The organism is Methylobacterium sp. GC_Met_3 (genome assembly GCF_026540775.1).
In the GTDB taxonomy this organism is placed as follows: domain Bacteria; phylum Pseudomonadota; class Alphaproteobacteria; order Rhizobiales; family Beijerinckiaceae; genus Methylobacterium.
In genome coordinates, this window is the sequence record NZ_JALNUL010000016.1 from 76,412 (window position 1) to 94,282 (window position 17,871).

At 69.7% G+C, this 17,871-nt stretch carries 17 protein-coding genes; 13 read left to right on the top strand and 4 right to left on the bottom strand.

Annotated features, from left to right (window positions below):
* Positions 1 to 239 precede the first annotated feature (239 nt).
* The 3 genes from OXS27_RS18840 to OXS27_RS18850 all read left to right on the top strand — a co-directional run bounded on the left by OXS27_RS18840 (position 240) and on the right by OXS27_RS18850 (position 3,944).
* Positions 240 to 1,355, top strand: a complete 1,116-nt coding sequence (locus tag OXS27_RS18840) for a hypothetical protein (RefSeq protein WP_267358232.1) — start codon at positions 240 to 242, stop codon at positions 1,353 to 1,355.
* Positions 1,356 to 1,441: 86 nt separating this feature from the next.
* Positions 1,442 to 2,887 (top strand): YcjX family protein, encoded by a 1,446-nt coding sequence (locus OXS27_RS18845; RefSeq protein WP_243918543.1) that lies wholly within the window; start codon positions 1,442 to 1,444, stop codon positions 2,885 to 2,887.
* 31 nt (positions 2,888 to 2,918) lie between these two features.
* Positions 2,919 to 3,944: a TIGR01620 family protein gene (locus OXS27_RS18850; RefSeq protein ID WP_267358233.1), complete on the top strand. Its 1,026-nt coding sequence runs from the start codon at positions 2,919 to 2,921 to the stop codon at positions 3,942 to 3,944.
* A gap of 14 nt (positions 3,945 to 3,958) precedes the next feature.
* On the opposite strand, the gene OXS27_RS18855 is transcribed toward OXS27_RS18850, so the two are convergent.
* From OXS27_RS18855 to OXS27_RS18865, 3 genes are all read right to left on the bottom strand, one after another.
* Complete coding sequence (locus tag OXS27_RS18855) at positions 3,959 to 4,183, bottom strand: hypothetical protein (RefSeq protein ID WP_243918539.1); 225 nt, start codon at positions 4,181 to 4,183, stop codon at positions 3,959 to 3,961.
* A gap of 173 nt (positions 4,184 to 4,356) precedes the next feature.
* Positions 4,357 to 4,908, bottom strand: a complete 552-nt coding sequence (locus tag OXS27_RS18860) for an alpha/beta hydrolase (RefSeq protein ID WP_267358234.1) — start codon at positions 4,906 to 4,908, stop codon at positions 4,357 to 4,359.
* Positions 4,909 to 4,953: 45 nt separating this feature from the next.
* Positions 4,954 to 6,027, bottom strand: coding sequence for a UV damage endonuclease UvsE (locus tag OXS27_RS18865; protein ID WP_267358235.1), 1,074 nt, complete (start codon positions 6,025 to 6,027; stop codon positions 4,954 to 4,956).
* 128 nt (positions 6,028 to 6,155) lie between these two features.
* On the opposite strand from OXS27_RS18865, the gene OXS27_RS18870 reads away from it, so the two are divergent.
* From OXS27_RS18870 to OXS27_RS18880, 3 genes are all read left to right on the top strand, one after another.
* Positions 6,156 to 7,349: a YihY/virulence factor BrkB family protein gene (locus tag OXS27_RS18870; protein WP_243918533.1), complete on the top strand. Its 1,194-nt coding sequence runs from the start codon at positions 6,156 to 6,158 to the stop codon at positions 7,347 to 7,349.
* Positions 7,350 to 7,417: 68 nt separating this feature from the next.
* Entirely contained in the window at positions 7,418 to 7,828 is a 411-nt protein-coding gene (gene msrB / locus OXS27_RS18875) for a peptide-methionine (R)-S-oxide reductase MsrB (RefSeq protein WP_243918531.1), read from the top strand.
* Positions 7,829 to 8,147: 319 nt separating this feature from the next.
* Entirely contained in the window at positions 8,148 to 9,161 is a 1,014-nt protein-coding gene (locus tag OXS27_RS18880) for a hypothetical protein (RefSeq protein ID WP_267358236.1), read from the top strand.
* A gap of 98 nt (positions 9,162 to 9,259) precedes the next feature.
* On the opposite strand, the gene OXS27_RS18885 is transcribed toward OXS27_RS18880, so the two are convergent.
* On the bottom strand, positions 9,260 to 9,688 hold the full coding sequence (locus tag OXS27_RS18885) for a L,D-transpeptidase (protein WP_267358237.1): 429 nt from the start codon (positions 9,686 to 9,688) through the stop codon (positions 9,260 to 9,262).
* Between the two features lie 247 nt (positions 9,689 to 9,935).
* Here OXS27_RS18885 and OXS27_RS18890 point away from each other — a divergent pair, with 247 nt between their 5' ends.
* The 7 genes from OXS27_RS18890 (at position 9,936) to OXS27_RS18920 (ending at position 17,766) form a co-directional block, all read left to right on the top strand.
* Positions 9,936 to 11,309: a dicarboxylate/amino acid:cation symporter gene (locus tag OXS27_RS18890; protein WP_243918512.1), complete on the top strand. Its 1,374-nt coding sequence runs from the start codon at positions 9,936 to 9,938 to the stop codon at positions 11,307 to 11,309.
* Positions 11,309 to 12,235, top strand: a complete 927-nt coding sequence (locus OXS27_RS18895; protein ID WP_267358238.1) for an ROK family protein — start codon at positions 11,309 to 11,311, stop codon at positions 12,233 to 12,235. Before OXS27_RS18890 ends, OXS27_RS18895 begins: the two co-directional genes overlap by 1 nt.
* Before the next feature lie 289 nt (positions 12,236 to 12,524).
* Positions 12,525 to 14,282 carry an enoyl-CoA hydratase-related protein gene (locus OXS27_RS18900; RefSeq protein ID WP_267358239.1) on the top strand — a complete coding sequence of 586 codons (1,758 nt, stop codon included), beginning with the start codon at positions 12,525 to 12,527 and terminating at the stop codon, positions 14,280 to 14,282.
* A 130-nt stretch (positions 14,283 to 14,412) separates the two neighbouring features.
* Positions 14,413 to 15,309 (top strand): bestrophin family protein, encoded by an 897-nt coding sequence (locus OXS27_RS18905; RefSeq protein ID WP_243918506.1) that lies wholly within the window; start codon positions 14,413 to 14,415, stop codon positions 15,307 to 15,309.
* Positions 15,310 to 15,489: 180 nt separating this feature from the next.
* A complete protein-coding gene (locus OXS27_RS18910; RefSeq protein WP_267358240.1) occupies positions 15,490 to 16,500 on the top strand; it encodes a metalloregulator ArsR/SmtB family transcription factor in 1,011 nt (336 codons plus the stop codon).
* 48 nt (positions 16,501 to 16,548) lie between these two features.
* Positions 16,549 to 17,469 carry a methylenetetrahydrofolate reductase [NAD(P)H] gene (gene metF / locus OXS27_RS18915; RefSeq protein WP_243918497.1) on the top strand — a complete coding sequence of 307 codons (921 nt, stop codon included), beginning with the start codon at positions 16,549 to 16,551 and terminating at the stop codon, positions 17,467 to 17,469.
* Between the two features lie 45 nt (positions 17,470 to 17,514).
* Positions 17,515 to 17,766: a hypothetical protein gene (locus OXS27_RS18920; RefSeq protein ID WP_267358241.1), complete on the top strand. Its 252-nt coding sequence runs from the start codon at positions 17,515 to 17,517 to the stop codon at positions 17,764 to 17,766.
* Positions 17,767 to 17,871: the final 105 nt, after the last annotated feature.

Here is a 17,871-nt window from a genome sequence, read left to right on the forward strand (position 1 = left end):
GAGAGCCGGGTGAGGGTCGAAAACTGTCCGAAAGAGGCGCGCTCTGTCGGAGCATCGATCACCTGCTGCCCTGTCCTGGGAGTTCTCGCTCCTCACCCCAACCCTCTCCCGCATGGGAGAGGGGGCCTGCCGCGTTCCGTCATCGACCCCAGTGCCAAACGGAGATGCGTGACTATCGCAGCTGGCAGAGCGGCGAGAAAGGGCATTGCGCTTGCACAGGCGCTTAAAGGCCGATCCGCGTGCTGTTGAACGCGCTCGTCCTGCTCACCACCCTGATGCCTTTCACAGCGGAGCGCATGGATGCCGTCCTGCGCGCGCCGTTGGCGGCCCCGGTGATCGCCACGCCCATCGAACCGGCCCCGCGCTTCGACCCCGCCACCCGCTCCGTCTCGAACTGGCACACTGAGACCGGCGCGCAGCTTCTGCCGCGGGCGCTGGCTCTCACGGCCTCGCTGACGGCGGATCCGCCCTACGTCGCCCGATGCGTGCGGCTGAACAACGGCTGGTGCATCAAGTCGGCGCGCTGGCCGGGCGAGATCGGCGCGGACGCCGAGGGGCATACCGCCTTCGCCACCCTCGATGACGGGGCCGACGCGGCGGCGAGCCTGCTGCGGCGCTACTACCGCGACTATAACCGGCACACGGCGCTCGCCATCGTGCGCCGCTGGGCGCCGGCCGAGTGCCGGGTCGCGTCCCCGGGAGCGGGCGGAGGGGTAAAGGCGGCCGCCGTCGCGACGGCGCTGGCGCCGCGCGGCCTGGGACGGACGCTGCGCGCCCGCTTCCTCGCGAAGCACCGCCCCGGCGGAGCGCCCCGGGGTCGGACAGTCCTGCGCGTGCAGCCCTGGTCGCCCCTCGCGCGCATGGCCGGCCGGCCGACCCGTCGCCCCGCCCTTCCGCGCGTGGCGGCGCTCCGGCCCGTACCCGACATCGCGTCCGACATCTCCCCGTCCGCACGCCCCACCCGGAGCGTCGCCGATCCATCGGCGCTCCTCGATCGGAAGGCGGACGGCCGGGTGCCGAACCCCGACCGGATGGTGGCCGAATCCGCGCTCCTGCCTGCCATCGCGGCTGGCTTGCCGCTTCTCGACCTGCGCCTACCGGCCCCGCTCTGCACGGGCGACGAGACACGGATCCAGGCCTACGCCGCCCGGATCAGCGGCAGCGTCGGCCTGAAACCCGGCGACGATCTCAACCTGTTCGAGTCGGACGGAACCCCACGCGCCAACCTCGCGCCGGTGATGCTGGCGATGTCGGCGGTGGAACTTGGCACCCTCCGGGCCGGTCCGAACCTCGTCGCCGGGGCAATCGCCCGGCTGCGCCCGCTCACACCGGCCGCTGGGGGCACCCCGCCGTAACGACAAGCCTTGCGGTTCGGCCCGCGCCGCGCCACCTCTGCGGCGCGACTTCCACCCCGCCCGTTCCCCTCACCACGAGCCCGCCCGTGCCCCTGACCGACCTTGCCGCACGCGCCGGCTCGGCCGTCAAAGCCTTCGCCGAGGCCTCGCACGACCTGTTGATCCAGCCGACCCTTCGGCTCGGGGTCACCGGGCTCGCGCGCTCGGGCAAGACCGTGTTCACCACGGCGCTGATCCACCACCTCGTGGAGACGCATGCCCTGCCGGCCTTCGCCCCCGCGCAGGAGGGCCGCCTGCGCCGCGCCAAGCTGGTGCCGCAGCCCGACGACGACGTGCCGCGGTTTCCCTTCGAGGAGCATTTTGGGACGCTGACCGAGGCACGGCGCTGGCCGCGCTCGACCGACCGGATCAGCCAGTTCCGCCTGGAGATCGCCTACGAGCGCGCCGCCGGCTGGCGCACCGGACCGGCGACCCTGATGCTCGACGTGGTCGATTATCCCGGTGAATGGCTCCTCGACCTTGCGCTGATCGAGACGAGCTACACGGCGTGGTCGCGGGCGACGATCAACGGCACCCGGCGTCCGGGCCGCGCGGCGGTCGCCGCCCCCTGGCTCGACGCGCTCAAGGGGTTCGACCCGAACGGCCCCCTCGACGAGATTGCGGCCGAACGCGCGAGTGACGCGTTCAAAAACTACCTTGAGGGCCTGCGCGCCGGACCGGAATCGGTGGCGACCACGCCTCCGGGGCGCTTTCTGATGCCCGGCGACCTCGCGGGCTCCCCCGCGCTGACCTTCGCGCCGCTCGACCGCCTGGGCGAGACGATCGCCCCCGACAGCCTCGCCGGGCTGATGGAGCGGCGGTTCGAGGCCTACAAGAGCAAGGTCGTAACGCCGTTCTTCCGCGACCATTTTCAGCGGGTCGACCGGCAGATCGTGCTGGTGGACGTGCTCTCGGCGGTCGATGCCGGGCCCACCGCCCTGGCGGAGCTGGAAGAGGCGCTGGATGCAGTGCTGCTCAGCCTCAACATCGGCCGCAACACGGTGTTGTCGCGCCTGTTCGCGCCGCGGGCCGACCGGGTGCTGTTCGCTGCCACCAAGGCCGATCACCTCCACCAGACGAGCCACGACCGGCTCGACGCGTTGCTGAGGCTCCTCGTGTCGCGGGCCATGCGGCGGACGGAAGCCGCGGGCGCCCGGGTCGGCACGGTGGCGCTGGCCTCCGTACGGGCCACCCGCGAGACCACCGTCCACGACGGCGCCGAGACCCTGCGTGCGGTCGCCGGTACACCGGAGGCCGGCGAGGTGGTGGGCGACGAGATGTTCGACGGCAACAGCGAGGCCGCGATCTTCCCGGGCGAATTGCCCGCCCGGGCCGAGGCCGTGCTGGAGGGTGCGGTGGAACCGGGTTCGCTCCGCTTCCCGCGTTTCCGCCCACCGCTCGTGCGCCCCGACGGTCTCGGCCGGCCGGGACACCTGCCGCAGATCCGGCTGGACCGGGCGATGCAGTTCCTGATCGGGGACAAGCTGGCGTGACGATGTCTGTGTGTCTGCGGAGCTCTCAGCCATGACCTCGGGCCAGAAACCCCGCGCCTTCCGGATCACAGCGGAACCGCCGCCGAACGAGAGCGTGACCACCACGCCCCTCTCGGCCGGGCCGCAGACGCGGATCGTCGAGGAGCCCTTCGAAATCGTCGATGCCGCCGATGGCGTAGCGGTGCCGGTGGCGCCCAAGCGGCGCTCTCCTTGGGGGGCGCTATTCCTGTCGGCGGTCGGCGGCCTCGTCTCCCTCGGGGTCGGGCTCTCGGTCGAGCGGATGATCTCCGACCTGTTCCAGGCCGCGCCGTGGCTCGGTTGGGTGGCGCTCGCGCTGCTGGGCCTCGCCGGGCTGGCGCTGCTCGCCATTGTCGTGCGGGAACTCGCCGGCCTGCGGCGCGAGCGGAAGATCGAGCGCCTGCGCCAAGCCGCCCTCGACGCCGTGAGCACGCGCGACCACACAGGCGCGCAGTCGGTGGTGCAGGCGCTGTCGGCCTTCTACGCCGATCGCGACGCCCTCTCGGCGGGCCGCGCCCGGATCGACGCCGCCGCCGACGCGATCCTCGACGTGGACGACCGAATCGGCCTCGCCGAGCACGAATTGCTGTCGGGCCTCGACCGGCAGGCCTGCAACGCCATCGCGGCTTCGGCCAAGCAGGTCTCGGCGGTGACGGCTTTGAGCCCCAGGGCGATCGTGGATGTGGCCTTCGTAGTCTTCGCCGCCGTGCGGCTGCTGCGCCGGATCGCGGCGATCTACGGCGGGCGACCGGGTTTCCTCGGCTTCCTGCGGCTAGGGCGTGCGGCGCTTGCGCATCTCACCGTCACCGGCGGAATGGCGGTCGGCGAGAGCGTGATGCAGCAGGTGCTGGGTCTCGGGATCGCGGCCCGGATCTCCGCCAAGCTGGGGGAGGGGGTGCTCAACGGGCTGATGACCGCCCGCTTCGGCCTCGCCGCCCTCAATGTCTGCCGGCCGCTCCCCTTCGTAAGGGAAGCGCCGCCGCGGCTCGCCGACGTTGCCGGGGAGCTGCTGCGCGCGGTTCAAGCGGAACCGAAATAACGTTGCGTAGCGCGCTACTTGGCGCCCGCGGCGCGGCGGTTGGCGATGCGGGTGAACATGTTGCCGGTGTAGTCGGCGACTTTCGGCTTCTCGGCCTCACCGACCTTCGCCTCGAAGGCTTCGATGCGCTTGAGCAGCGCCACGTCGTTGAACAGCGAGCTGTTGAAGTTGGCCTGGGCCCGCTGCCCGAGGGCGGTCTGAACCACCTCGAGTCGTTCCAAAAGCTCTTTGCGCGTCACGATTCTCTCCCGGGGCGGCCTCGGGCCGAAGCACCGCCCGCGGCCCCCACTGAAGGGGGCGGTGGTAAACGGCGCGTTAACGCAACCTGCGTCTACCGCTGGTTCCGGGCCAGAGGCGTGCGGCGTTCAGCACGGCCAGTTGGACGGCGCTGCAATGCCGAGCACAACTCAGTCTACAACCCCTTCAAGAACCCCGCGAGCCGCATCAACCCCTCGGGCCACGGCCCGTGCCCGCTCGCGACGTTGATGTGGCCGGATTCGCCCGCATCGACCGTCAGTGAGCCCCAGGCATGGGCGAAATCATCCGCCCGGTCGTAGCGGCAATAGGGGTCTGTGCGGCTGGCAACGAGCAGGGAGGGGAAGGGCAGGGGGTCCCGCGGCACCGGCGCGAAGGCGCGCACCGCATCGGGCAGGCCCAACGCCTCCTCCACGTCGGGGACGGAGACCAGCAGGGCGCCACGCACCACGCCCGCGGGAAACAGCGGCACCGCCTCGACGCTCGCCACCACGCCGAGGCTGTGGGCGATCAGGATCACCGGCCGGGTCGCGGCCGAGACCGCCTCGGCGATCCGTCCGCACCACGCTTCGGGCGTCGGCGCGTGCCAGTCGTCCTGCGCGACCACGCGCGCGGTGGTGAGCCGGCTGGCCCAGCGGGCCTGCCAGTGGTCTTCCTCGGAGCCCCCGAGGCCCGGGACGATGAGGATGTCGCAATCGGCGGTCTTCATGCCGGATTGCCTAAAGCGGTCCGGCGGAGGCGTCGAGACCGGGCGTCATTCGGCGGCGATCGCGGCGGCCTGCTCGCGTTCGGTGATGTAGCGGGCGATCTGCATTGAGGCGCGGTTCTTCGCCTTGGCCTCGATCTCGAAGTCCGCCCAGACCAGGTGGCGGGCCACGAGATCGTTCACCGCCCGGTTCCACATCAGGTCGGAATGGGCGGCGAGGTCCCGGACCGCGTGGCCGGCTTCGCGCAGCGCCGGGAAGTCGGGGAGGGCCTCCGGATTGGAATCCGCGATCACGGCCTCGCGCGATACGCTGATATGGGCGATCGGCCGGACCCCGCGCCAGGACTCCTTCACCCGGGCGATGCGGGGATCGTCCGGTTCGAGATATTCGCCGCCGCTCTGGACCCAATGGTGGTGGAGATCGAGCACCACCGGCACGATGTCGGCGAGTTGCAGCACGGCCTCGAGGCCGAACACGTTCTCGTCGTTCTCCACGGTGATGAGGTCGCGCGCGACCTGGCTCGCCCTGGGCAGCGTCTCTCGGAACCCCGCGACGCCGGGGTCACCGGCCCCGACATGGATGTTGATGTGGGCGCCGTGCGGATGCCAGCCGCCGCCATAGCCCATCCGGTCGAAGATTTCGGCGTGGTAGTCGAGTTCCGACAGGCCGTTGGCGATGGCCGCCGGATTCCGGCTCGCCAGCAGGCAGAACGGGCCCGGGTGGAAGCTCAACCGCACCCCGAGCCGGCGCGCCAGGGCGCCTGCCTCCGCAAGCCCGCGATCGACCAGCGCCACCATCTCGGGCTCGGCGTAGATCGGCTGCGCGATCGGGTGGGTGTAGCCCGGCAGGACGTTGCTCGCCATGCGCAGCAGGCGCTCCATCGGCGGCCGGGCGCCGACCCAGGCGATCTGGCGGGCCAGCGCGTCGAGGTTATGCGCCACCAGTCCGGAGAGCTTCGTCCGCCGGGCCGCAGGCTCCAGCTTGGCGAGATACGCCATCGTCACGCTGGTCAGGTTCATGTGGAGCGTCGCCTCCCGCTCCGCCTTGAGGGTGGCGTGGGTGCCGGGCGGCTCGTCCAGAATGAACTTGCAGCAGAAACCGAGGCGGGGCTGATCGACCATAAGACGCACAACGCGCGGAAAGCGCTTGCGTCCCCGCCGGAAGGGCCGAGATTGGCGGAACGGCGGCGGCGCGGCGACGTTTGGCCCCCTGAGCGCGGCAGTTCCGCGCGCACGGCCCGTTCCGACCCATGACCCCGCCGCCCTCACGCTCGACCGGACCCTCTGAGACCGGCTCGATCCTGTGGATCCTGATGCTCGGATCGGCGCTGGTGACCCTGGCGGCGGCCCGGCGGGGTGAGCCGGTGCCCCGTGCAACCGCTGAACCGCCGGCTGATCCCGAACCCGCCCGCGCGGTGACCGCGGACAAGGATCCCCGCAGGAACGTCGCCCCCGGCGCGCGCTCGATCTCGGGCCGCGCCGCGCAGCTCACGGTGGCGACCCAGCCCGAGCGCGGCCGCACCGCCGAGACCCCCGCCGAGATGACGCGAGCCGGCTGGAAGGACATCGCGGTTCGGGTCTACCTGGAGTTCAACAAGGACCGGGTCCTGGCGGTCGCCGCAGGCGTCACGTTCTACACCCTGCTGTCGCTATTCCCCGCGATCGCCGCGCTGGTCACCTGCTACGGCCTGTTCGCGGACGTGAACGCCATCAACGAGCATCTCGCGCAGCTCCACGCCGTGCTGCCCGCCGGGGCGGTCGAGCTGATCGGCGATCAGGTCAAGCGCATCGCCGCCAAGGGCAGCGGCTCGCTCAGCATCACGTTCTTCTCGAGCCTGCTGCTGTCGCTCTGGAGCGCCAACGCCGCCATGAAGGCGATGTTCGACGCGCTGAACGTGGTCTACGAGGAGGAGGAGAAGCGGAACTTCTTCTGGCTGAACCTCCGCTCCCTGACCTTCACGATCGGGGCCCTCCTGTTCATCATCATCGCGCTCAACGTGATCGTGGTGGTGCCGGTGGCGCTGAACTTCCTGGGCCTCGGCTCGACCGCGTGGCTGCTCGCCGCTTTGCGCTGGCCGGCGATCCTGATCGTGCTGCTGGGCGGCCTCTCCGTGCTCTACCGCTTCGGCCCGAGCCGGGAGCACGCCCGCTGGCGCTGGGTCGGCGTGGGAAGCGTCGTGGCGGGCCTGCTCTGGCTCGTCGCCTCGCTGATGTTCTCCTGGTACGTCGCGAATTTCGGCACCTACAACGAGACCTACGGCTCCCTCGGCGCGGTGATCGGCTTCATGACCTGGATCTGGATCTCCTCAACGATCGTGCTGCTCGGTGGCGAGATCAATGCCGAATTGGAGCACCAGACCGGGCGCGACACCACAACGGGGGCGCCGCTCCCGATCGGGCAGCGGCGGGCCAGGATGGCCGACACCGTGGGTGCGGCGGCCTGACTGTACGGGGCGGGACTGCCGAATACCCCGGTTTGCACCTATATGACGGTGCGACAAGGGAGATCACCATGGCGGACACGTCGACCACCAGCCCGGATACCCGCAGCGACACCGAGTGGCGCGAGTCTCTCACGCCCGAGCAGTACCGGGTCCTGCGCGAGCACGGCACCGAGCGGGCCGGCACGAGCTGCCTGCTCGCCGAGAAGCGTCCCGGCACCTTCACCTGCGCCGGCTGCGGCCAGCCGCTGTTCGAGCAGGGCACCAAGTTCGAGTCCGGCACCGGCTGGCCGAGCTTCTTCGAGCCGATCGACGGGTCCGTGGAGACCACGGTGGACCGCAGCCATTGGATGGTCCGCACCGAGGTGCATTGCGCGCGCTGCCAGGGTCATCTCGGCCACGTCTTCGACGACGGCCCCGCCCCCACCGGCCTGCGCTACTGCATGAACGGCGCCGCCATGAATTTCGAGCCGGCGGACTGACGCTCCGAATTTCCTTTAACCTGGGTTGCGAAAGCTGGGCGTAAAGTCGGGATAGCGGGGACAGGACGGTCGGCGACCGAGTCTTGTCCACGGATCGGTCTTGATTTCGGCACGTTTTTGCTTAGCGATTTATTCTCTCATGTTGTCGCCGCCCGGAGTTTGGCGACGGAAGCGATTGGGTACGGGTGAATACGGCGTTGCAGCACAGCTTAGACGTCGTACGCCGCCGTTCCATTTGCTCCCGCGTGTCCGGGCAGGCGATCCGAAGGGTGTCCGCCGGATCGGCGCGCCGCCGACCACGCGGAGGGGTATTGAGTTCATGAGCACCGTTCGCCGATTTCTGGTCGCCCCATCGCTGGTCCGGCTGATCCGCAAGGAGCGCGGTGGCGCCCGCATCACCGAGGGCCACTTCGCGGCACAGGGAGGCCGGTCCTCCTTCGTGCGGGTCGACGGGCAGCAGTGCCAGCTGGTGCTCCTCAACAAGGGGCCCGACGGGGTCCCGGTCGAAGAGCGGACCGACGTGCCGCGCGCCCATGGCGATGCGCTGCTCGACGTGTGCCCCGGCAAGGCCGCCTACGACCGCACCACGCTGACGATCGGCGGGCGCGAGATCGCCATCGACCGCTACGTCACCCCCGGCAGCCTCGATCTGGTCAGCATCGCCTTCGACAACGACGGCGATGCGGCGGGCTTCCAGACGCCGACGTGGTTCGGGCGGGAGGTCAGCAGCGATCCGGCGTTCGAGCGTCAAGCGCTGGCGATCCAGGGCGTGCCGGCCCAGGAAGAGGTTCCCCTGAACAATGCGGCCCTCGACGCCGTGCTCGACCTGATCGAACCCCGGTTCGGCTTCGGCCGCTATGGCAGCAGCCCCCGGTCCTCCGAGTCGGACGAAGGCGCGCTCGGTGCAATGCGCCGTATCGTGGCGCCGCCCCCGGCACCGCAAGCCGCCCCGGTTCCCGTTCCCGTTCCGGCCGCCCCCGTCGCGCCGCCACTTGCGCCGGAGCCCGTCGAGGCCCTGCCGGTCGCCGCTGAGCACATCGCACCGGAGCCCGAGCATCACGCCGAGCCGGAAGCCCCACCGCCCGCACCGGAGCCCGTCGTCCATCAGTCGGTCCACCAGGAGGCCCCCGCGGCACAGGCCAGTGCGCCGGACTCGCTGCACGGCGACACCCGCATCGACGATGTGATCGAGAGCCTGTCGCAGGCGCTCGGCGCGGCGATCCACCAGCAGCCGGAGCACGGCGGCGAGGCCAAGGACGGAAAAAGTGAGGATCCGGGTTCGATGTTCGAGCGCTGGACCGTGCGCCCCCGCCGCACCCAGCAGCAGACCTGAGGCGCCGACCGGCTAAGCCGGTACGACGGTGATATCCGGGCCGTGGCGCATGATGCGCCGCGGCCCTCTTTGTATGTGGGAGCCCGGTCCGCCCGGCCTTAGTTGCGGATCACCACCGCCGCCCCACCCCGGTTGCGCGCCAATTGAAACAGGGCGGCCGCGTGACCCGGCGACAGGCGGATGCAGCCGTGGCTGGCCCGGCGCCCGAGCGAGCCCGTCGCGTAGGTGCCGTGGATCGCGTAGCCGCCCCGGAAGAACATGGCGTGTAGCATCGGCGCGCCGTGATATTTGCGCGAGCGCCACATCGGGGCCATCAGCCCGACCCGGAACCGGCCGTTGGGCGTGACGTAGCCGTTCCGGGCGGTGGACACCGGCCAGTCATAGGCGGGATAGCCATCGACGAAGACGCGCATCCTTTGGCGCCCCTGGTCGATCTGGACGACGATTCCGGCCGAGGCCGGAGCGGACAGGACGCAGGACAAGAGACCGCCGAGCAACGCGGCCCCGGCCCAATGACGCACAGCCACGGAAAACCTCCGGAATGTCTCTGAACGCCGTTGGACGGAAGGCGAAATCCGGCGGCAGTCAAAAAATAGCCGCGCTTCATGGGATGAGCGCGAATGTCGGTCGGGAGAAGTACTTTACTGGTGGGATCGACAGGTTTTTGTCACGGTTGGTTCCCGGTAGATTACCGACCTGCCGTTGAGGCGCGGGACGAGAGTCGCTAGCGTGCAACCAAATCGGGAGGGTGCGCGGCAGTCGCACGGGATGGACATGGCACAGGCAATCCACGCGACAGGTCCGGCCGCCGCGCCGCGCGAGCCCTGGTACAAGGTGCTCTACATCCAGGTTCTGATCGCCATCGCGCTCGGCGTGCTGCTCGGCTGGTACGACCCGGCCACCGGCAAGGCGATGAAGTGGCTCGGCGACGCCTTCATCGCGCTGATCAAGATGATGATCGCGCCGATCATCTTCTGCACCATCGTGCACGGCATCGCATCGGTGGGCGATCTCAAGAAGGTCGGCCGGGTCGGCGTGAAGGCGCTGTTCTATTTCGAGGTGGTCTCCACCCTGGCGCTGCTGGTCGGCGTGCTGGTCGGTGAGGTGATCAAGCCTGGCGCCGGCTTCAACGCCGATCCGTCGAAGCTCGATGCCAGCAAGGTCGCCACCTACGCCAACAAGGCAGCGGCCGATTCCACCGTCGCCCACATCCTGGCGATCATCCCCAAGAGCTTCTTCGATCCCTTCGCCACCGGCGACCTGCTGCAGGTGCTGCTGATCTCGATCCTCACCGGCGTCGTGGTGACGAGCCTGGGCGAGCGTGCGGCCTCGGTGAACCACGCGATCGATACCGCCGGGCAGATCTTCTTCAAGATCATCGGCATCGTGGTGAAGCTCGCCCCCGTCGGCGCCTTCGGCGCCATGGCGTTCACCATCGGCGAGTACGGCATCCAGAAGGTCTACGACCTCGCGTGGCTGGTCGGCACCTTCTACGTCACCGCGATCCTGTTCGTCCTCGTGGTGCTCGGCTCGATCGCCCGGGTGGCGGGCTTCTCGATCCTGCGCTTCCTCGCCTACATCAAGGACGAATTGCTGATCGTGGTCGGCACCTCCTCGTCCGAGACGGTGCTGCCGCAGCTCATGACCAAGATGCGCCGGCTCGGCGCCTCCGACTCGGTCGTCGGTCTGGTGGTGCCCACGGGGTACTCCTTCAACCTCGACGGCACCAACATCTACATGACGCTCGCCACCCTGTTCCTGGCGCAGGCGGTGGGCGCGGATCTGACCTTCTCGCAATACGCAACCATCATCCTGGTGGCGATGCTGACCTCGAAGGGCGCCTCGGGCGTGACCGGCGCGGGCTTCATCACCCTGGCGGCGACGCTGTCGGCGATTCCCAACAGCCCGGTCCCGGTGGCCGCCATGACCCTGGTGCTCGGCATCGACAAGTTCATGTCCGAGTGCCGCGCGCTCACCAACCTCGTGGGCAACGGCGTCGCCTGCGTGGTGATCAGCCGCTGGGAGGGTGAGCTCGACATGGCCAAGCTCAACGAGGTCATGGCCCATCCGGTCGCCATCGGCACCCACATCACCGATCAGCCGCCCCAGCCGATGGGCACGGACAGCAAGGTCGCCGCCGCCGAGTGATGGCGGCTCCTGCGGGCCGGGCACGCCTCGGCATCGATCTCGGCGGCACCAAGATCGCCGGGATCGTCCTGGACCGGGCCGGCGCGACGCTGACCGAGGCCCGGATGGCCGCCCCGCGCGGCGACTACCGGGCCACGATCGAAGCGTTGGCAAGCCTCGTCCTGAAGCTTGAGGCTGCAGCGGGCACGCCCTGCACCGTCGGCATCGGCATGCCGGGGAGCCTGTCCCCCGCCACCGGCCTCGTGCGCAACGCCAATTCATACTGGCTCAACGGACATCCGTTCGCCGCGGACCTCGCCCGACGGCTCGAGCGGCCGCTGCGGATCGAGAACGATGCCAACTGCCTTGCCGTCTCGGAGGCGATCGACGGCGCGGGCGCGGGCGCGCGGGTCGTCTGGGCAGTGATCCTCGGCACCGGCGTCGGCTCGGGTATCGCCATCGACGGACGGGCGCTCACGGGCCGCAACGCGATCGCGGGCGAATGGGGCCACGGCCCGCTGCCGGGAGCCCGGGACGACGAGCGGCCGGGCGCCCCCTGCTATTGCGGCCGGCGCGGCTGCGTCGAGACCTGGCTGGCCGGTCCCGGCCTCGCAGCTGACCATGCGCGGCGGCACGGCGGGGACATGTCCGCCGAGGCGATCGTAGCCGCCGCCCGCGCCGGCGACGCCGCGGCGCAGACCACGCTCGCCAACCACCTCGACCGGCTCGGACGAGCGGCCGCCCAGGTGGTGAATCTGCTCGATCCGGACGTGATCGTGATCGGCGGCGGCCTGTCGCGGATCCCCGAACTGATCGCCGGGCTGCCCGCAGCGATCGCCCCGCACGTCTTCTCCGACGCCTTCGACACCCCGGTGCGGGCGAGCCTGCACGGCGACGCCTCGGGCGTGCGCGGGGCGGCGTGGCTGTGGGACGCCGAGCCGGTCTGACGTCTGCGTCCCGACGGATCATATCATCCCGAGCTGTCTGCGCGCGGCCGAAGCGGCCCCCGGCGTCCTCAGCGCGCCCCGTTCGTTCGAAGGCCCGCCGCACGGCAAAGCTTGATCAAAGTCGTTCCATAGCATAAATCGCGTTTACGCTGATGTCCTGATCGATTCGACGCGCATCTTGCCTGTCAAATCCGTTTTATTGATCCAGGATATATTCGAACGACAATAACATACTGGGAAGAAACCCGAGATTGGTTTGGTTGCAGCCGAATTGATATCGGGTATCCTCATGCGTGTGCTTCTGGTCTCGTCCGCGTTCAACAGCATGACGCAGAGGTTCTTCGTCGAGCTATCCGATGCCGGCCATGAGGTCGCGGTCGAGGTCTATGCCGGCGACGAGGATCGGCTCGCCGACGCGTTCGCGGCCTTTCGCCCGGATCTGACGATCGCCCCGTTCCTGACCCGCGCCATCCCGGAGCGGCTCTGGCGCACCTATCTCACGCTGATCGTCCATCCGGGGATCGAGGGCGACCGCGGCCCGTCGGCGCTCGACTGGGCCATCCAGGAGCGCTGGGACATCTGGGGCGTGACCCTGCTGCAGGCCGAGGCCGAGATGGATGCCGGCCCGATCTGGGCGACGCGGACCTTCCCGCTGCGCCAAGCGCCCAAGAGCAGCCTCTACCGCCGCGAAGTGATCGACGGCGCGGTTTCCTGCCTGCGGGAGGCGCTGGCCAATTTCGAACGGCCCGACTTCCGCCCGCGGCCGCTCGACTATGCCGCCCCGACCGCCCTCGGGCGCCTGCGCCTGTCGATGAAGCAGGCGGACCGCCGCATCGACTGGAGCCGGCATGGGACGGCCGAGATCCTCGCGCGCATCCACGCGGCCGACGGGGTGCCGGGCGTCCTCGACGAGCTCTATGGCCGGCCGGTCTACCTGCACGCCGCCAGCGCCGAGCCGCGCCTGCGGGGCGAGCCGGGCGCGGTGATCGCCCGGTCGGAGAGCGGCGCGATCTGCCGGGCGACGGTGGACGGTGCGGTCTGGATCGGCCGGCTGAAGCCGAAGCAGGAGGGCGGCATCAAGCTCGACGCCGTTCAGGTGCTCGGCGACGCGCTTCCTGCGGACCTGCCGGTGGTCGGCTCCTCGGAGGATCTCGCCTATCCGAACCCGGTCGAGGAGGTGCGCAGCGAGCGTCAGGGCGACGTCATCCACCTGCGCTTCGACTTCCACAACGGCGCGATGAGCACCGCCCAGTGCCGCCAACTCCAGGCCGCGTTCGAACAGGCGCGGGCCCATGCGCCCAAGGTGATCGTGCTTGCGGGCGGCGAGGATCTCTGGTCGAACGGCATTCATCTCAACGCGATCGAGGCCAGCGCGGACCCAGCCGCGGAATCCTGGGCCAACATCGTGGCCATGGACGATCTGATCCGCGCGATCATCCTGGCGACCGACTCGGTCGTGGTGGCGGCGGTCGGCCGCAATGTCGGCGCCGGCGGGGCGATCCTGCCGCTGGCTGCGGATTTCGTGCTGGTCCGCGAGGGCGTGGTGCTCAACCCGCATTACCGCAACATGGGCTGGCTCTACGGCTCGGAATACTGGACCTATCTGCTGCCCCGCCGGGTCGGGTGGGAGCGCGCGGTCGAACTGACCGAGTCCTGCCTGCCGATCAGCGCCCGCCGGGCCGCGGAAATCGGCGTCGCCGACCGTGCGGTTGCCGGTGAGGCATTCGAGCTGGCCGTGCAGGCCTTCGCGGCCGCGAAAGTGGAGGATCACGCCGCGATCACCGCGCGCAAGCAGGCGGCGCGGGCCGCCGACGAGGCGCATCGGCCGCTGGCGCAGTATCGGCGCGCCGAGCTGACACAGATGTACCGGAACTTCTTCCAGCCGGACTCGCCCTACCACCGGGCGCGCAACGCCTTCGTGTTCAAGCGTCCCGCCTGCTGGTCGCCGGCCTCCGTCCGCCTGCTCACCAGCACGGCGGAGGCTGAGGGAGCCACGCCGCCGGCGCTGTCCGACACCTGCCACGTGCGGGAGGCCGTCGGCTTCTGAAGCCAGACGTCCGCGAAGACGGGGCAAAGGCACCCGGCCTGCACGTCTGACGCAGACGTGTTGAGCCGGGTGCCTTGCGGGCCTGGGTCAAGCGGGGCACGAGGGCCGCGCCCTCAGCTCCGATGCCCGCATGATCGTCCGCCCCCGGCCCAACCTTCTGACCCTGCTGTTCACCCTGCACGGCTCGATCCTGCCGCGGGTAGCACCGAAGCTCGTCGGCATCGTCGCGGTGTCCTGCGCGATGGTGTGGACGGAGGCGCGCTGGCCCGCCTTCTTCCCGGTCAGCGCAGGGGTGACGCCGTTCACCGTGGTGGGCCTCGCGCTTTCGATCTTCCTGAGCTTCCGCAACAACGCCTGCTACGAGCGCTGGTGGGAGGCCCGGAAGCACTGGGGTAGCCTGATCGGCGAGGTGCGCAACCTCGCCCGCGCCCTGCCGGCTCTGCTCCCAGACCGGGAGGCAGCGCCTCAGCTCCGGCGCCTGTCAGCCTTCGCGCACGGCCTGCGGGCCCGCCTGCGCGCCCTCGACGAGGCCGCGGCCGTGGACGGCAGGGTCCCCGGGTCGGACCTGTCCGGCCCGAACCCCACGGACGCCGTGCTCGCCGCCATGACCCGTGATCTGGCCGTTCTCCTGCGGGCGGGGCAGCTCACCGACATCCAGTTCGGCCTCTTGGAGGCACGGATCGAGGCGCTGTCGGGCGTCCACACCGCCTGCGAACGGCTGGCCAATACGCCGCTCCCCTTCGCCTACACGCTCCTCGTCTACCGGACCGCATGGCTCTACTGCCTGCTCCTGCCGGTAGGGCTCGCAGGCTCCCTGGGCTGGGGGACGCCGATCGTGGTGGCGCTCGTCGGCTACACGTTCTTCGGCCTCGACGCCCTCGGCGACGAACTGGAGGAACCCTTCGGCACCGAGCCGAACGATCTGCCCCTCGACGCCATGGTCCGCACCGTGGACCGGATCGTCCACCACGCGCTCGGCGAGCCGATGCCGGAGCCGCTGCGCCCGGACGGGTACTGGCTTCGCTAGAGGCAAAGACGGGTTTCCATAGGGCTACGCACTTTGGCGAGGTACCGGGGCGGAGTTCTGGTGAATGGGGCGTCGCCCGACAGCAGGGCGCTGCCCTGCACCCGCGAAAGGTCTCAGACCTTTCGAAACCATGACGTTTCGCGCTTGCGCCGGGGGCGAAACGCACATAAACATATCTTTATGTCTATCGAAGCAGTGCGAGAGGCGGGAGCGATCCCCTTTCCGGAAGCCCTGGGCGTCCTGCGCGCGGCTGCCGAGGAGACGCGCCTGCGTATCCTGGCGCTGCTCGTCGAGGGGGAGCTTTCGGTCTCCGATCTCACCGACATCCTGGGTCAGTCGCAGCCGCGGATCTCGCGCCATCTCAAGCTTTTGGTCGAGGCCGGGCTGGTCGAGCGCCACCGGGAGGGTGCCTGGGCGTTCTTCCGCCTGTCTGAAGCCCGCGCCGGATTGGCCGATCCGCTCCTATCGGGGCTGGACCGAACCACACCGCCGCTCTCCGAGGACCGCGCCCGACTCGATGCCGTACGGGCGCAGCGGGCCGATACCGCCCAGACCTTCTTCGCGCGGCTCGCGCCCAAATGGGACGAGCTGCGTTCCCTGCACATTTGCGAGACCGTCGTCGAGGCAGCGGTGCTCGTTGCGCTCGGCGACCGCCCGATCGGCAGCCTGATCGATCTCGGCACCGGCACCGGCCGGATGCTCGGCCTGCTGGCCCCCCTCGCCGGGCGCGCCACCGGGCTCGATTCGAGCCACGCCATGCTGTCTGTCGCCCGGGCCAACCTGGAGCGGCGGGGTCTGTCGCGGGTGGACCTGCGGCAGGGCGACATCCACGCCCCGCCCTTCGCCCGGGCGAGCTTCGATCTCGTGGTTGTGCATCAGGTGCTGCATTATCTGGATGATCCGGCCCGGGCCCTGCGCGGGGCCGCACGGCTCGTGGCACCGGGCGGTCGGCTGCTGGTGGTGGATTTCGCCACCCACGAGCTGGAATTCCTGCGGACGGGTCAGGCCCATCGGCGGCTCGGCTTCTCGGCCGAGCAGGTGTCGGGCTGGCTCGCCGAGGCCGGGCTTGCGACAATCACCACCCGCGATCTGGCGCCGCGCGAGTCGGGCCAGCTCACCGTCACACTTTGGCTGGCTCAGGACGGGCTCGCCGACGACATCACCGAACAGCCCCGGCGCGCCGTCGCCTGAGGCTCAGATCCATCGTCTGAACCGACCGACATAGAGGACGAGACCCCGATGCGCCGTTCCACTCACCGCGCCAGCCGCGACGGCTACCACCCGATCCGCGTCTCGATCGAGTTCTTCCCGCCGAAGACCGACGAGATGGAAAAGATCCTCTGGGCCTCGATCGAGCGCCTCGCGCCGCTCCAGCCGAGCTTCGTCTCGGTGACGTACGGCGCCGGCGGCTCAACCCGCGAGCGGACCCACAACACGGTGGCTCGGATGGTCCACGAAACCAGCCTCAAGCCGGCCGCCCACCTCACCTGCGTGGACGCCAGCCGCGAGGAGATCGACGCGGTGGTGCAATCCTACTGGGACGCAGGCGTGCGCCACATCGTGGCTCTGCGCGGCGACCCGGCCGAGGGCGTGGGCCACGCCTACCGGCCGCATCCGGAGGGCTACGCCTCGACCGCCGAACTGGTCGAGGGGATCAAGCGGATCGGCGACTTCAAGGTCTCGGTCTCGGCCTACCCTGAGAAGCACCCCGAGGCGTCCTCCCTGGAGGCCGACATCGATGCCCTGAAAGCCAAGGTCGATGCCGGGGCCGATCAGGCGATCACCCAGTTCTTCTTCGAGAACGAGATCTACCTGCGCTACCTGGAGAAGGTCCGGGCCGCCGGGATCACGATCCCGATCATCCCGGGCATCCTGCCGGTGCAGAACTTCAAGCAGGCGGCGAACTTCGCCCGCCGCACCGGCGCCTCGGTGCCGTACTGGCTGGCCGCCCGATTTGAAGGGCTGGAGAGTGATGTGGAGACCCGCCGCCTTGTGGCCGGCGCGGTGGCGGCCGAGCAGGTACTCGACCTTGTGGACGAGGGCGTCAACGACTTCCACTTCTACTCGATGAACCGCTCGGATCTGGTCTACGCGATCTGCCACCTGCTCGGCCTGCGTGCCCAAGCGCCGAAGCTGGCGGCGGCGAAGGCGGCAGCTTAGATTTCAGCTGCGCCCCGTGCGGGTGCGGCAGGGGGGTTCATCGCGATGGCTGAGCCCCAGGATATGATCGTTCCGCTCCTTCGGGAGCTGCGGACGGAGATGCAGACGAGCTTCGCTGACGTCCGTCAGCAGTTCGGAGCGGTCAATGCGCGTTTCGACAGGTTGGAAAGTCGGTTCGACAATCTGCGCGAAGCTGTGAACGGCGAATCGGTCCTTGGCCGCTACGCCGCCGCGGAGGTCGAGGACCGGCTCGAAGCGATCGAGAAGCGCCTCGCAGCCCTGGAAAAGACGGGTTGACCGCGCCCGGCCCGAAACGCCGATCGATGTCACCCTCCACCTCATCCTGAGGTGCCGCGAAAGCGGCCTCGAAGGAGGGTTACAGAGAACACCGAGACATCTGGA